At 41.4% G+C, this 17347-nt stretch carries 6 protein-coding genes; 5 read left to right on the top strand and 1 reads right to left on the bottom strand.

What is annotated here, in order from left to right:
• Positions 1-41: 41 nt before the first annotated feature.
• Genes ACW689_RS05525 through ACW689_RS05510 form a run of 4 tightly spaced genes read left to right on the top strand, consistent with a single transcriptional unit; the run spans position 42 to position 4076 of the window.
• Positions 42-797: a hypothetical protein gene (locus ACW689_RS05525; protein ID WP_476289148.1), complete on the top strand. Its 756-nt coding sequence runs from the start codon at positions 42-44 to the stop codon at positions 795-797.
• A gap of 5 nt (positions 798-802) precedes the next feature.
• Positions 803-1387, top strand: a complete 585-nt coding sequence (locus tag ACW689_RS05520; RefSeq protein WP_476289146.1) for a DUF2589 domain-containing protein — start codon at positions 803-805, stop codon at positions 1385-1387.
• Positions 1377-1628 carry a hypothetical protein gene (locus ACW689_RS05515; protein ID WP_476289144.1) on the top strand — a complete coding sequence of 84 codons (252 nt, stop codon included), beginning with the start codon at positions 1377-1379 and terminating at the stop codon, positions 1626-1628. Before ACW689_RS05520 ends, ACW689_RS05515 begins: the two co-directional genes overlap by 11 nt.
• Before the next feature lie 27 nt (positions 1629-1655).
• Positions 1656-4076 carry a hypothetical protein gene (locus ACW689_RS05510; protein WP_476289142.1) on the top strand — a complete coding sequence of 807 codons (2421 nt, stop codon included), beginning with the start codon at positions 1656-1658 and terminating at the stop codon, positions 4074-4076.
• A gap of 219 nt (positions 4077-4295) precedes the next feature.
• Here the strand turns inward: ACW689_RS05510 and ACW689_RS05505 are convergent, their stop codons facing one another.
• Positions 4296-6086 carry a vWA domain-containing protein gene (locus ACW689_RS05505; protein ID WP_476289141.1) on the bottom strand — a complete coding sequence of 597 codons (1791 nt, stop codon included), beginning with the start codon at positions 6084-6086 and terminating at the stop codon, positions 4296-4298.
• A 1308-nt stretch (positions 6087-7394) separates the two neighbouring features.
• On the opposite strand from ACW689_RS05505, the gene ACW689_RS05500 reads away from it, so the two are divergent.
• Positions 7395-17345, top strand: coding sequence for an amino acid adenylation domain-containing protein (locus tag ACW689_RS05500; RefSeq protein ID WP_476289139.1), 9951 nt, complete (start codon positions 7395-7397; stop codon positions 17343-17345).
• Positions 17346-17347 lie beyond the last annotated feature (2 nt).

Raw genomic sequence — 17347 nt, 5'->3', positions numbered from 1 at the left:
CTGTGAAAATGGGTTCCATTTCAATAAAAATGGAATTAAAAATGACTAAGTTGAATGACGTCCTTGGTGGAATATTATGTAACTTAAACGAAGCGAGATTAACCGCTGATATTGATGCAAAAGCGATGAGTAATGTATATAAAAATGATCAAATGTTGAAGCATTTCTCTACTCCTAGAGCTCAAATTAAAGAGTTTGAGCTTGATTTGACTTGTGCTGTTGTGGGCATCAACCTGAATGAACATTATTACTTAAAAGAACAAAAAGAGGAGATTCTTGGGAGCTTAGCCTCAACACTATCAAGCTCTTTAATAGAAAAAACGATAGAACTCTTAGGTATAAATGGAGCATCACAAACGCAATTACAACATGTAAATTCACTTTCAGATAATTTGACTGGTTATCTGAAAGATCTGCTCATAAATCATGGCGTCCTAGAGCATCTTGGAAATATAGAAATAGCATCGGCACATGAAGATATAAAGGCGTTTTATCATAATTTTATATACAGCAAGAATACTGAAAACATCGAAATAAATATAATTGAAATAGATGCTAATAATGAAATAGAAGTGACCATTGCAGCCGACTTACATGAATGGTTACAGTCGATAACCTCTCAACTAGGTAAGTTAAATGAAGCTGGTTTAGATGTTGAAGTAGCAGCTGACAAACTACTTCAGCGACCCGAACACACTTTGTGCACGTTACGATTAAAGGGAGATTTTCGTAATTACATATGGCGTGAAACAGGTTATGAAAACGGGCAAATTGAAGCAATTTTAGTTGAGGAGTAGGGCACATGTCTTTAAATAAATTAATAGGATTTAATGATCTCATAAGCGGTACTTTGGCCGATTTTATTGATGCAGAGCACCAATCTGCACGTTCAACATTAGAAATGATTGAAAGCTTGGGTTTCGAAAAAAATGAAGTGGGAGAAACCACTTTGAAAATGGTTAGCTTCATGACTACTTCGTACGATGAGCATGGTAAGCCAAAGAGACTAAAACACCATGTACCACAGCTGTCACTGCTACCTATACCTTTAATGAAAACTAGTGAGGCTGAATTAGAGTTTGGTGTAAAGATAAATGATTTTGAAGAAACAGACTTATTGTCAAGCCCTATATTAGTCGATCCCCATGATGCCGACATTCAATCAAAACGATTTCGTATGAAAGCTTCTATAGGGCGAATGGATGTGCCGAATGGTAATACCAACGGCACCTCAAAATTAGATATGAGAGTTAAGTTGAAACTTGAGCCAGCTGATTTCCCCGCCGGTATCACAAACCTACTGCATCTGTTGGAGCGTTCGACAAATACAGAGGAAATAGAAGCTGCAAACACGATTGATTATCAGGAGGTGAGGAATGCAGAATAATCGAAAAGATGATTATGTTGGCGTCGGAAAGATCCCATGCCCGGAGTGTCGGGCATCAATTGTGTTGGACTGGAGGTTGTTAAGCATTGGACACAACCCGCATTGTTTGCATTGTGGCCTGACACTAAAATGTGACTTGCAGAAATCGACGGAAGCGCTAGGGGCTGCAGCTCAATTAAATCAGCATTTTAAGTTAGCTCACCAGCATTACGAAAAGGCAAACCCAAAAACAAGAAATTAAGTGATTGAACCAAAAGGAGGAATTGAGATGGGATTTTTGAATCGTAATAATGCTGTACATATAGAGCGACTCGTAGCACAAAAAATAGAAATAGATAATATCCATATTGGAAGTTTGGTTGATATGGCGCCCCATCCAAATAAAAAGTTTGCTTACAGTGCATCGATTTCGGGTGATTGGGTGTTAGTGGGAGCTTGTGGTGCAATAGCTTCAAATGTAAGCGAGTCGGGTGTAGCTTATTTGTATCGAAATACAGAGTCAGGCTTGCAGTTGTTTCAAACGCTGACTCCAACTACTGGGCAGCGGAATTTACAGTTTGGTTTTTCGGTGTCTATTGATGGCGATGTCGCAATCGTTGGAGCGAGGGGAGATAGCAGCATAACTCGCAATGGTGGTAGTGTATATGTTTATCACTATACTCAAGAGGTGTGGCAGTTAAAAGATATTATCCGAGCTGGAGATGGTGCTAGCAATGACTTTTTTGGTGGTGTTGTGGCTATAAACGGTGAGCGGATATTAGTTGGCGCTAGCCGTCACGGAGTGGCTGGCGCTGCCTACTTATTTGAGTTTGATACTGAGACGGAACGTTACACTCAGACCTGTAAGTTTCAACCTGAAGATTTAACTCCAAATGCTTTATTTGCTTCTTCAATCGCTTTGAATAAAGATAATTTAATTGTTGGCGCATATGGAGGAAACAAAAACGGAATCTATTCTGGTTGTGTGTATAGTTATAGGTTAGTTGCTGGAACATGGCAGATGCAAATCCTGTATCCAGACAAGAGTGCTGAATTTGACTACTTCGGAGCTGCACTCTCTCTACATGACAATACTTTATTAATTAGTGCATATGGTCATGATGGGGTAGGTAAAAACACTGGCGTGGTACATGTCTTTTCCTTAGTTGAAGGAAGTTGGGAGCAAACAGATTCATTCGAACCCGTTAATACAAAGTCTGGAGCGTGTTTTGGTCGACAGCTAGACTTTGATGGAAAGCATGCACTGATAGCATCCCCAAATCAAGAAGGGGGTACATACTACGTATATAAAAATGAACCTACAGGCTGGGTAGAAGTTGCTAAGTTCGATCGGCTTATGCCGGATAGTGGTCTTGGTGTGACCGCAGTTTTGCAAGATAACAAAGTTTTTTTAGGCTTTCAGGGGAATGGTTTTTCTGGATTAGCATATTTACTGACGTTTCAGGATAGCATTAATGTGGCTGAAAGTATTTCACACAACCATCAATCTATTGATGTCATCTCCGAAAAGTTAGTAGAGACAAAACAAGCGATAAGCAATCTTGACCAGTCACTTGACAATGTCTCTAAAGAGTTTTTTAGCACATGGGTTACACAATGCAAAATTTCTCCTGATGACCGAACTGTTGGGGATGAATTTGGAAACGTGGTGGCTCTTGGGGATAACACGCTTGCCATAGCCGCAGTTGGTATAAATGGAGGCTCTGGTGCTGTTTATGTGTATTCGTTACAAGGTAATAACTGGCAACAACAGGCAAAAATACAACTTGACGATGCAAAAATGTTTGATGAATTTGGTAGTTCAATCGCCCTTTTTGAAAACACTTTAGTTATTGGAGCACCAGGTAGGGCTATTGATACTAATGTTAAAGGTACTGTTTATGTTTATGTATGTGATGGGAACAGTTGGAACCTTCAAGAAACTTTAATAGCTAACGACATGAATGGGGTAAGTGATTTTGGCCATTGTGTCGCACTATACGGTGAAACGCTTGTTGTTGGTGCTCCATCAACAGATTCTATGGGCGCCGCTTATGTTTTTGTTAGGGAAGGGCAGCACTGGCGTCAATCAATCAAATTACAGCCTAGCAATAGCGGAGATAAATTTGGTTATAGTGTGGCACTCGATGAAAACACCATGGTTATTGCTGCACCTCACGCTGACTCTCAATTAGAAACGCAAACTGGGGCTGTTTATGTTTACGGGCGTGCCAACAATGAATGGTTTGAACATTCGGTTATACAAGCTCACGATGCTCATTCGCAGGATAAATTTGGAAGTACTGTTGCAATTGACAGCGACATAATTGCGGTCGGGGCTTTACGCTCTACTGCTGGCGCCGTATACGTGTTTGGTAAAGAAGGTGAGGGTTGGTTCGAACAAGCAAAATTGCAAGCTCATGCAGGCCAACATAATAATTATTTTGGAAACGCTTTATCTTTAGAGCAGAATACTTTAGTGGTTGGAGCTGTTTATTCACAGGGAAATGGTGCGGCCTATGTTTATAAACGTTTCGGCGCTGATTGGAGTATGAGGCAAAAACTAAGATCACCAGCAGCAAATAACAAAAAACGCTTTGCGTATTCGATAGCGTTATGTGGTGATACTTTAGTTGTTGGCGAACAACTAGACTACAATGAGGATAGTGACGTGCATGTGTTTAACTGTATTAGCTCAAATCTAAACTGACAGACACCGCTAGAAAACGGGAAACAGTCAGGTCAAGTCTGAGCTAGTACAGTTTAACTGTGGTTCAGCTTAGACTGGTTGACACGCCATTATGAGTTTTCATTGAGATTGGCAAAACTTACAGATGAGCGACACACGAGTATGACACTTATATTATTTCTAAAACCTTAACCAAGACATTATGCGTCTTAGTTAAGGTATAAATGTGTAAAGTAAAAGTTATCGTCTGCCTTGAATAAGCAGTTTTCTGACTCGAGGGTTGGTTATTTTCTCTAAGTCACTGTTTGAAAGGTTAAATGGCTTAAAGGCATTATTTTCTGAGTTCCCTTTTAGGATCTTGGAAAAAGCTCTTTCAAAGTAGAGTTGTTCCCCTTCGTGGCCGCTTGGTGTCAAACCATATACCTTGATGATGTACTCTGTATTTGGTTCTTCATATTCGAATGTGACAGAATTGCTAGGTTCATCTATAACGCCGACAGAATAGCCAAGTATCACGTCATATAAATTATAAATAACCATATAAACGTCACTCGGAAGCATCTCATATGCCGTTGTTAGCGTAAGCTTACTTTGATCATTGTTTATAGAAAGTGAATTGTCGTCATTCTTGAATATAGAATGGTGTTCGGTTTTTAATACGGTATCTGCAATGATTTTTAATTGGGCATTGCCTTCACCCTGTGGTTTTATAAGCCAATAACCTGCTTTAGCATTGCTAACGCTCATGAGGTACATGTTACTTCTTTTCACTATTTTTACATTTGGATCAAATTCATCAATAACGCTACCGCTAGGGTCGGTAACAATAGCAGATAGTACGTCAGAGCCGAGTTGAGAAGTATTTCGTGAAATTACAATATTCACTTCTTTTTGCGGGGTATCAAAAAAGTAACCAAATTGATTATCTGGCTTACTGAAGTCAATGGGTCTGATATCTATCAGTTCACTCTCAGCTCTACTTTCTGTCAACACTAACTCTGTTACAGTTGCAACATCATCTTTGCTGATATCATAGACTGTTCCCCCAGTTGTCTCAGCCATTTCTTTAAGCAAGTAGTCATTATTGGTGCAGCCTCGTGGGTTTGATAGTATGGTATTAACTTTTATATCTTTTGAATAACTCTCGAGCGATTTTATAGCGGATTCATAAAGTGGCTTATCTATATCTTCATGCATAGAGGCATCGGTGTAAGAGTGGATTATTCCCCCAATATGATAACGAGGTTTTATAAATTCGTTAATTGAAGCGTTGATTGCTCTGCCATGAGCTTCCGGGCAATCCCCCCCACCACTCACTTGGATAGCATTAACGTAACTCAAAAATTGCTCAGCATCACATGTTTTTTTGATTGAGCTGACATTGTCTTTAAAAGTGAGTAATGAAAAATTATAAATTTGATCGTCACTTGAGCTAGACAATAAATAGTTGACCTCTTTCTTCACTTCACTTTTTACTTGAGCAATGTCATTTGACATACTTCCAGTATCGTCAATCGCAAAGTGTACCTTTAAATGTTCGCTTAAAAGTGATTTAAATGCTTTATTTTGTTCCTCAAGGGAGCGAGCCTTTATTTCCTCTTCTATTTTAGCTATGTATTCTAAAGAGTTGTCATAAATCGTACGTCGGCAAGCATTACCCTCCTCACACGCATAAGATAGAGAAAATAAACCATCGACTATCATATTCCAAGCTGAAAACGCGTCGCAGTTCACTAGTTTCTCGACTATTTCCGGTACTATCCCGTATGGGTTTTCAATTGGCGTGTATTTCGAATTCATGTAGTCATCCCTATTATTAATAAGCATCACTTTCATTTTTCCCCTGGTAGATTTGTGAATGGTATCCGCTATTTCGCTTTCATTTTCGTCAATTAGCCGCGTAGCTATTGTAATGTTCCAGAACGCTTGGCGTAGTGGAGGAGCAGCTGTGTGAACTTTTTTGTCAGTAGAGGGCACTGCAAATGTTAAAAAAGGCCATAATAATAGAATGGCTGCGGTAATAAATTTCATAATCAAAGTCCTTATATAATGTTTCGATACACGCAACTAGACTGAGTCTTGAGCAAGATCGATGTGCTTATGTTGATCTGCTGAACGTCATAGATGGCATCATTCAAATAAGTTTTGCACTAGAAAGTAAATACTGTGTAAATCTTATTTGTGTATAAATTGTATTATTTATGTTTGTTTTTTGTATTACACGGAATTACACTTATCACTAATCTAGATCAGGTAACTGTTATTTCTCTATAGACAGCTCTTAAGAATCAAGTAGATAATATAGCGCTGTGCTTACAGCTGATTAGCTCACCTCTAGACAGAAATTGTTTCTTACTTGCGGTTCTACAAACTCCGGAGATAGGGAAAGGTTGTGCAAGTAAGAACAAAATAATTTGTCGTATGGAATGATATCGGGCCAACACTGCTTAAGTGTTGGCCTGAGAGTAGGTTGTTAACGCAGATAAACCTCAAATTTTCCTGATGATATACCTTTCAAATCACCTTTTGTCCAAGTTGTGTCCGGATCAACGATAGTAAGACGCGAAACGTTAAATTTCTTGCATAAATTTTATTTACTTTTCTCATCAAGAATTCAGAAATTTACAGTGAACAGCTATCAATGAATTTATTCATTTTCCATATCTGCTCTGACAGATAGATGAAACATAGCTGTGATAGTTTTTAATGGGTGCGGATTGCTTGAAATAGCAGCATTGAGAAATGAAAAAATAGTTTTACCTAAATTAAATTTAGCAAAATAAATTAGTTAGACTAAACTCGTGTTGTAAACAAGATGTTTGTGAGCAATGAATAAGCTGGACGCTGTTTTTCTCACTCCCAAAGATAGAAAGCGCTCAAATTTGATTGGTTAAATTTTGTTCGTCACTGTGCGAAAGATGTGTATTAATTTTTTTAGGGAAGGTGAAACAGGCTATTAGCTAAGATTGAAAACTCCCAATGTTAAATAAATGTTATTTTAAGGGTGTTTTTATTTATTCTTAGTGTTAGTATCAAAGCATAATCACTATAACATTTATTTTCGATAGAAATTGTTTTGTAGTTCTGTGGTCGTTAATTCGAGATTATCGGTTTCTTTCGGGTGGCTTTAGGTTGGTAAATAATCCATTTAAAGTCAGTTGATTGGGGCAGTTTTTTGGCGCGTGCGTTAGGCGTGTTGATTACCCATATTGGTTCGTGTTGCTAAGCATGTTTTCTAGCATCACTTGGTTGAGAAAGTTTATTAATTGCGCTTTTTTGACCATTTGGCATATCGAAACGGTTCCTGTAAGGGCTGTAGTAATCGTTAATGGGCATGGAATGAAAAACAATATAGTGGCTTCTTTGGCCTTTTTGGCTGAAACTCGTGGCAATGACGTTGCATATCAATATTTCTTCGAAGATGACCAACCTGCAAAAGTTCTCACTTACTCGCAACTAGACTCAAATGTAAGGCGTATAGCATTACAGCTCTCAATGTATTTTAAACGCGGTGATAGGGCATTACTGCTTTATAACTCTGGTTTTGAATTTATTGAAGCTTTCTTTGCTTGTTTATATGCAGGAATTATCCCAGTACCAGCCTATCCGCCTAAGAAGAATCAAAACACAGACAGGTTACGTGCCATCATTTTGGATGCGGGTGCAACAGGAGCGCTAACAAGCGACAAAATCAATGAAATTGCGCGCCCACTTCTAGAAGCTGAGCCAACACTCAGTGAATTGCCAATTATTACCACTGATAATTTTGAACAGTGCAGCGATGAACAAACGCCCTGGCAACACATAGACATACAAGCACAAGATCTTGCTTTTTTGCAGTACACATCAGGCTCAACGGGTAGCCCAAAAGGGGTTATGGTCAGCCACGGCAACATCATGGACAACGAGCAAATGATGAAAGTGGCTTTTGAGCACGACAGTAACAGTAAAATTGTCAGCTGGTTGCCGCACTTTCACGATATGGGGTTAATATTTGGAATTATGCACCCGATCTACATCGGTGCGCCTGCCACATTGATGAACCCCACTTATTTTTTACAAAAACCATTAAGGTGGCTAAAGCTACTCAGTGATACCAAGGCTGTGACTTCAAGCGCCCCCAATTTTGCTTACGATTTATGTGTCGACACCATTAAAGACAGTGAACTTGCCAATTTAGACTTATCGCACTGGCGTTCTGCGCTTAATGGTGCGGAGCCTGTAAGAGCAAGTACTTTGGAGCGCTTTTATCAAAAATTTAAACAATGTGGTTTAAGACGAAATAGCATTTCTCCTTGTTATGGCATGGCGGAAACGACCCTATTCGCAACAGGAAGTAAGCTACTTGAGCGGACTTCTGTGTTGAGTTTGGATGCACAACAGATTCAATCTGGTAACGCGGTCGTACTTAAACAGCCTCAAAAAGAGGAAGCGTTTGTTGATGATGACGGTGGATATTACGCCGTTTCTTGCGGACAAAGCTGGCAAAATCATGACGTTATAATCGTTAATCCAGAAAACAAACAACGCTGTGAAGACTATGCGGTTGGCGAAATTTGGGTTAAAGGCGCAAGTGTTGCACAAGGATATTGGCAAAATGAGCAAGCAACAAAGGAAACGTTTCGAGCTTATACCGCTTGTGATAACTCCGGGCCTTTCTTGAGAACTGGCGATCTAGGCTTTATTGCCAATGAGCAGCTGTATGTAACTGGCCGTTGTAAGGATGTGTTGATCTTTAATGGCAAGAACTATTACCCTCAAGACATCGAATTGAGCGCGAGCGAATGCCATGAAGCATTAGATAGCAATGGTGGTGCAGCATTTTCAATTCAAACACCAAGTGATGAAGAAGGCCTCGTCGTTGTACAACAAGTGAAACGTACATTTGTCAGAAAGCTAAATAGTGAAGCTATTTTCTCTGCAATAAATCAGGCTATTGTTGAACAGCATGGTGTGATGCCTTATGAAGTTGTATTAATAAAACCTGGCCGCATTTTGAAGACTTCTAGTGGCAAAATCCAACGTCAGGAAAATAAACGCCATTATTTAGCGAATGAGTTTGAAGTTTTGGCACGAAGCAGGGATGAGGTTGCAGTCGTAGACCTTGATAAAGAGTCATTACAGAGCGACAGTAAAGCGTTATACGAGCAGGTAGTTGCAGCAGTTAAAGAACATATTGCATTTGAGGTTGATAAAAAGCCAGAGCAGCTAGATGTGAGTGCCTCGTTTGTGTCGTTTGGTGTTGACTCCGTTAAAGCCGTACGTATCTCTGGCGAGTTAATGGAACACTTTGATATAGAGCTCGGTGCGACTGTGTTGTATGAGTACCCATCAATAGCACAGTTGTCAGCGTATTTATCTCAAAATGATAAAGTTAAGCGAAGTTTTGACCAAGCTCTAATTGCAAGCGGCGAAATCAACCAAAGCGAACATAGTCTAAAACAAAGTGCCGATGAGCGAGACTTAGAAGAAACAGCGGACATTGCTGTGATCGGTATGGCATGCCGCTACCCCAAAGCGGAAAACATAGATGCGTTTTGGCAGTTGCTCATTGACAAAGAGGACGCTATATCTCTGCCAGAGTCGGTTCGTAAGGCCCTGTGTCCGAGTATCGAAAGCTCAAGAATGGGTGGCTATGTTAAAAACATTGAGTGTTTTGATGCGGCCATGTTTTCCATCTCACCCACTGAAGCAAAGCATATAGACCCACAACATAGATTGTTATTGGAAAGTAGTTATCATGCAATTCAATCGGCAGGTTATCAGCCTTCGGAGCTGTCGGGCAATAACATCGGCGTATATGTCGGTATTTCACAAAATGATTATTTTTTACTTTCGCAACAAACGAAAAAAGAGAACCCGTATCTAGGCACGGGCACGGCGTTGAGCATCGCCGCCAATCGTCTTTCGTACACTTACAACTTTACAGGTCCGAGTGTGGCCATTGATACCGCATGTTCATCGTCACTGGTGGCTTTGCATCAAGCAGTACAAGCGATCCGTAACGATGAGACGAATGCAGCTTTAGTTGCAGGAGTTAATTTGATCCTCAGCGATGAAGTAACCAATGCTTGTGATAACGCGCAAATGCTCGCCGATGATGGGCATTGTAAAACCTTTTCCGATTCTGCTAATGGTTATGTAAGAAGTGAAGGGATAGGCTGTATTTTATTGAAGCCGTTATCAAGCGCGCTTGCCGAGAAAGATCATATTTATGGTGTGATAAAAGGCAGTGCCGTCAATCAAGATGGTCGTAGTAATGGGATAACGGCACCCAATGGGCTCTCTCAACAAGCAGTGATCAAAGATGCTATACAAAACGCAGGGATCACAGCGGCGGACGTTCAATATGTTGAGTGCCATGGCACAGGCACTGAGTTGGGCGACCCAATTGAAATATCGGCATTAAACAAAACCTATGGACAAACCAAAACGAAGCAATCTCCATTGGTTTTGGGGGCTGTGAAGGCCAATATAGGTCATTTAGAGTCTGGAGCAGGGATTGCCGGTGTGATAAAAACCTTGCTATGTATGCAGCATCGACAGCTCCCAGGCCAACGCTATGTTGAGCACCTAAATACACATGTGAAATGGTCGCAGTTACCGTTGTCCGTGCTAGGTCAAACGCAGACTTGGCCCAAACTAAACAATGAGCAAATGATCGCCGGTGTTAGCTCGTTTGGCTTTGGAGGGACAAATGCCCATGTCATTTGTGCTCAAACTCCCACTAATTATGATTATCCTAAGCTGAATATTGAAGCCAATAAAGCGCTGTATGTATTGCCGTTATCGGCAAAAAATCCAGACAGTATGCAGGCGCTCGCTGCGAGTTATGCTCAGTCGCTAGCACATAAAACAGACGATGAGTTTGATGCACTGATATATAACAGCGTGCTAAAACCGCAATTTTCAGAGTACCGCTCGGGCTATTTTGGTGCATCACGAAAAGAATTAGTCCAAGCCTTAAAGGCAGGCATGCAGACTCCTCAAAAAAGGGGGGAACGCAAACAAACGTTAGTATTTGCATTTACAGGTCAAGGCGCACAGTACACGAAAATGGGCTTGAGTCTATATCAAACTCAAGGCGTTTTTAAATCGGCCATTGATGAATGTGACCGTTTGCTTTTACCAAGTTTTGATGGTTCGCTGATTGATGCGCTGTTTGGCGAAAATTCACAAGCGCTTTTAGAACAAACTAAATGGACTCAAGTTGCTTTGTTTTCGCTTGAATATGCGCTGGGCAAGTTGTGTTTGAGTTTAGGGCTCGAGCCAAAAGTGATGGTTGGTCACAGTGTAGGGGAATATGCCGCAGCTTGCTTGGCGGGCGTATTTTCACTGGAGGATGCGCTCACGCTTGTTTCTTCACGTGCAAATTTGATGCATAAGTTAGAAGCGTCTGGCAGCATGGTGTCAGCTCGGTGCGATGAACAGCTGGCTAAGCAGTTAGTCCAGAATTACAAAAATGAAGCCGCTATATCTGCTTATCATGGTCGCAGTGGCGTGGTGTTTTCAGGCAGTGATCACGCTATTAGTGAAATTTGTAAAGCACTAGAAAATCATCAAGTCAAATACACGCAATTGAATACCGCCAAAGCATTTCATTCGCCGTTGATGCGTCCAATGCTAGAGCAATTCGCTCATATTGCTAATTCCATTAAATATAATTTGCCGAAAATTGCATTTTTGTCTTCGGTAACAGGCAATATCGAAAGCAAACTCATTACTGATGCGCAGTATTGGATAGAGCAAATCATTCAACCTGTAGAATTTGCAAAAGTCATGGATGAGTTGAAATCAATAGATGATATATGCGTGTTGGAACTTGGGCCTAAACCCGTCTTATGTGCGTTGTTACAAGAAAATATCTCACGTAGTAATGACGAGCTACTCAGCTTGCTGACACATAAGCGCACTGATAATAGTTGTTTTGCAAACACACTGGCTCGTTTATATGAATTGGGCTTTGATATTAACTGGCAAGCGTTATATGGCAAATTTGATACGCCCAAAACACCTATGCCACTTTATCCTTTTGCCAAAACGCCTTACTGGATAACTGATGCTGTCACTCAAACGTTGCAACAAATACCAGCAGCTATATCCAGTTCAGATAGGGTGGAGGCTATTCAGGGCTTTGTACTTAATACGCTTTCTAAACAGCTATCCATAAGCGCCAGTGACATTCATCCAACTCAACCACTATTGGAGATGGGCGTAGACTCGTTAATGATTATGCAAGCGGTTCGTGCCTATGAAAAAGAATTTAATTTAGAGTTTAGCGTTAGACAGTTCTATGAAGAGCTCAGTACCGTTGAGCAACTGGTTGAATATATCGCTGCTCATAGCGATTATTTATTGGGGCAAAGTGAGCCTGTAGAGGCTGTCTCGTCAATTGAACAAACAAGTACCGTGAGTCATGCACAACAGTCGATGTTAGGTAGTGATTTTGCGCAAATTTTTAATGCACAACTACAAGCTGCAGCGAGCGTGACACACGAACAAGCAAGACTCAGTGTCGATTCAGTCGTTGCTCAACAATTACGGGTGATGCATTCAGGCAGCTCACAAACAATGGCGACCGCCCATTCACAAGTAGAGCCAACGCATGTTGCCCCGAGCACATTTAAACAAGCTGCTACGGGCAAGCAAACTACCAGTGTATTACCCGGTTTCCAAACTAAGCAAGTTAGCGCGTTTCATATGTCATCGCAGATAGCCGAACATCAAGCGCAGTTAGCCAAGCGATTTGTGGCAAAAACGAAAAGCTCAAAAGCACTGGTTGCCGAACATCGTGCTCATTTAGCTGATTGCAGAGCCTCTGCGGGTTTTAGGCTTTCGAGTAAAGAGATGTTGTATCCAATTTATTCAAAGCGCTGTCATGGTGCGCGTATTTGGGACATTGATGACAATGAATATATTGATATCACCATGGACTTTGGCGTGAATTTGTTTGGTCACAAACCTGAGTTCATAACACAAGCACTCTACGAGCAAGTAGATGCGGGCTTACAATTGGGTTTGGCAAGTACCAACGCATGTGAAGCTGCGAAACTGGTCAGCGAATTAACCGCCCTTGAACGGGTTACGTTTTGTAATTCGGGCACTGAGGCAGTAATGACCGCAGTGCGTTTAGCGCGCAGTAAAACAAATCGCGATAAAATTGTGCAATTTAATGGCGCTTATCACGGGCACTATGACGGGACGCTAGCCCATCCTAGTGAACAGGGCGTCGAGCCAATGTGCTCAGGGGTAAGACTTGGTTCGGTTAGCGACAACTTAGTACTAGACTACGGTGACGATGCGGCTCTAGATATTATTCGGGCAAACGCCAGTACAATCGCCGCAGTATTGGTTGAGCCTGTGCAAAGCCGCCATCCAGAATTACAGCCTTGGTCATTCTTACACAAGCTACGTGAATTGACGCAAGCGTTAGACATTGCCCTTATTTTCGATGAAATGATCACAGGTTTTAGGGCACATCCAGGTGGCGTACAGGCGTTACTTGGTATTCAGGCTGATATGGCGACTTACGGTAAAATAGTCGGGGGGGGCTTACCAATAGGTGTAGTTGCGGGCAGTGCGAAATATTTAGACGGTATTGATGGAGGTGTATGGCAATACGGAGATGCATCATTTCCGCAAGCAGATACAACGTTCTTTGCAGGTACATTTTGTAAACACCCACTGGTAATGGCCACAGCCAAAGCGGTACTTAGTGAAATAAAGCACAGAGGCGCACGCTTACAAGCAAGTATCGAAGATAAAACCACTTATCTGAAAGACACGCTCAATGATTTCTTCGTTAATGAGCAAGTTCCCATCACAATTGAGTCGTTCAGCTCTTTATTCCGCTTCAAGTTTAATCAGAACTTAGACGTATTCTTTTATGAAATGCTTAGCCGAGGCGTGTTTATTTGGGAGGGGCGCAACTGCTTTCTAAGTGATGCACATTCTAGAGAAGATGTTCAGCTGATCATTAAAGCGGTTAAAGACAGTGTATTAACTTTGAAAAAAGCGGGATACTTTGGCACGACAACAGAGCCTAACCACGACGTCACAGAATTCCCGTTGACGCAAAGTCAGCAGCAATTACTGGCACTGGCGCTAAGCTCTGAAGAAGGCGCAAAGGCTTATCATCTTCAGGCAACACTTAAGTTAGACGGGCAACTTGATAAAGCAAAGCTTAAAAATGCTATACAACAAGTACATGGCCAATTTAGCTTGCTTAACTGTGGTATAGATACAGGTAACCTAACGCATCAACTCGTTAATGTAGAACATGAACTGTGCCGTGAGTTTTCAATCACAAATACACAGGATCTAATGCCTTTATTGGATGAGTTGCGGTATCTACCTTTTAGCTTCGATAATGAACGCTTATGTCGATTCTCTGTTGTTACCGTCAATGACCAGGAGCACTATTTAACCCTTGTTGCTCATCACGTTTTATATGATGGGATCTCTTTATCATTAGTTTTAGATGCGGTGGCTAACAATTACAGTCTTTCTTCGAGCACGGCTTTAGAGCAAGGAGTCGCTTTTGGCCATTATGTTAGTGCATTGGAACACTATCTTGCATCCGGTGGCTATCTGCAAGACCAAGCTTATTGGTATGAGCAGCTAGCCGATTGTGAGCAAGTATTGCCACCAGTTGTGTCAGCGCAAATTTCAAAAGACACCTTTGAGGTAGAAAGCGTCGATATGTCTTTGAACGATGAAGTAATGGCAAATATATCGACACTCGCAAAGCAGCAAGGGTGCGGCCAGTTTGCAACGATGCTGGCGCTTTATATGTTGTGGTTGAACAAATTAAGCCAAGAGTCAATTGTATCTGTGGCTATTCCATCGTCTGATAGGTCGTTGCTAAATTTTATGAAAAGCGATGGTGTAGATATTGGTAAACTGGATACACATTTGGTGGGGTATTGCACGAATTTGCTGTCAATTGTCGTGGACTTCAAAACGATTAATAGCATTGGTGCGTTAATTAAACGCGTACAAAATACCTTGCTTAATGCTTTTGAACATCAACACTATCCTTATTCTCAATTAGTCAACAGTGGCCAGAATACGCCTAGTACCTTGTTCAACTTAGATAGGGTGGCAACGTTACCGAGTTTTGACGGACTGTGTACAAGTTCGATCGCAAGCAAAGCACGGTATGGTCAATTTAAGTTCAGTTTAAACGTACTTACGGTGCAAACGCACACAACCTTACAGGTTGAGTTTAACCGTTGCGCTTATAAGCCATCACAAATACAAAGTTATCTGGATAGTTTAATTACGTTATTAACAAATTTGCGCAGCAATGACCTAATTGATTCTGAAGCCTGTTCGTTGTTGAGCAATACAGATAGACAGATGTTGGTATCGCAACAGCTTGAAAATACGTACGAAATTCAACCACAAGAGAAAGTCAGTTTTATCTCTACCTTTGAACAGCAAACTAAAGCCAACGCAGAGAAAATTGCGCTTGTATGCGAGCAACAGCAATTGAGCTATTCAAGCCTGTCGTCAAAAGCTAACCGACTTGCTCACTATCTGATAGCGAAAGGTATAAAAGAGCATGATTTAGTGGCGATAGCGCTACCAAGACGCACCGACATGCTTGTCGCATTATTGGCTGTTATGAAAGCAGGCGCAGCTTTTTTGCCAATCGATTTAGCGTATCCTGCTGAGCGAGTAACAGGCATTTTACAAGATGCCAATGCCACCATGGTGATCTGTGATAGCACAAGCAATGATAGCGAGATACTAACGCATGCTCCATTTAAAGTGCTAGATATTGACAATGAGGCACTTGAAATTGACGCGCAAAATGATGACTCACCCACGGTTAATGTTTCATCAAATCATACCGCCTATGCTATTTACACGTCAGGTTCAACGGGTAAACCAAAGGGCGTTGAAATCAGCCACGGTAATTTACTCAATCTGTTAAATGCCATGCAACATGCGCCTGGAATAGAGGTGCAAGATAGGTTGTTAGCCATTACAACCATTGCATTTGATATTGCGATACTGGAGCTGTTTTTACCATTGTGTGTGGGCGCTACGGTAATTTTGGCTAATGAGCAAGAGTGTAGTGATCCGAGTGCGCTCATTGGTGTTATGCAAGCACAGCATATCAGCATGATGCAAGCAACCCCCACGTTATGGCGACTTTTACTCAAAACCAATAGTGAATGTGTGCACGACATTAAAGTACTTTGTGGTGGCGAGCCATTAGATAAACCCCTTGCTGACACTATTTTGTCAAATGGGGCTGAGCTTTGGAACATGTATGGTCCAACTGAAACCACAATTTGGTCTTCGGTTAAGCAAATCACCGATAAAGAAACCATTACGATTGGCGAAGGCATTTCCAATACTAGTCTGTTTGTGATGCCAAATAATGCTCGGCAAAATTCATTACCACTTCCCGCTGGGGTTTGGGGTGAGCTTTGGATTGGTGGTGCCGGCGTTGCAAAGGGCTACATTAACCGTGAAGAGTTAACGTCGCAGCGATTTATTGAGCATCAGTTCGCAGACTCAGCACATCACCTCGTTTATAAAACGGGTGATAGGGCAAGACGTTTAGTAAGCGGTGAGATAGAAATTCAAGGACGATTAGATCAGCAAGTTAAGCTAAACGGACACCGCATCGAACTTGGTGAAATTGAAAGCCAGCTTACTAAGCTAATTGGCACACAATATGTCAAAGCCTTGATTGTGCCTGTAGACAACGACGCACGCGCGCTAAGTATTTATTGTTTGAATGACAACCAGCAAAAAGCGGATTGGACGTTAAGCCACTTACGCCAGGCGCTGGCAAGCTTTTTACCAAACTACATGCTTCCTGAACATGTGTGCTGGCTGGATGCATGGCCTACCACTGCCAATGGCAAGCTTAATGTTAGGGCTTTGCCATCTATAGAAACCGAAGTAAATGTAGAAAGCGACGTAATAGCGCCTTGTAGTGAAACGGAGCAAGCACTGTTGCAATGTTACTTGAGTGTTTTAAATCGTAGTGTATTGAGCACACAGATAAGCTTTTTTGACGCCGGAGGCAATTCGGTGCTTGCGATGCAGTTAGTTTCAAAAATTAATCGCACATTTGGCATACGCGTGACCGTAGCGGATATTTTCGATTACCCCAATGTTATTCATTTAGCGCAGAGAATTGATGATTTAAATCAAGCTCATATGGCATCCGGTGCACCGAGAGTGCAACACTTGAGTGATATAGCCAGTGGCCGTGATATTAGTGACGCGCTTAATGATCAATCCATGACTGAGATGGACTTATAAGA

Source organism: Pseudoalteromonas sp. ABE4_541 (genome assembly GCF_056312285.1).
This window is presented reverse-complemented; position numbering and strand designations above follow the sequence as displayed.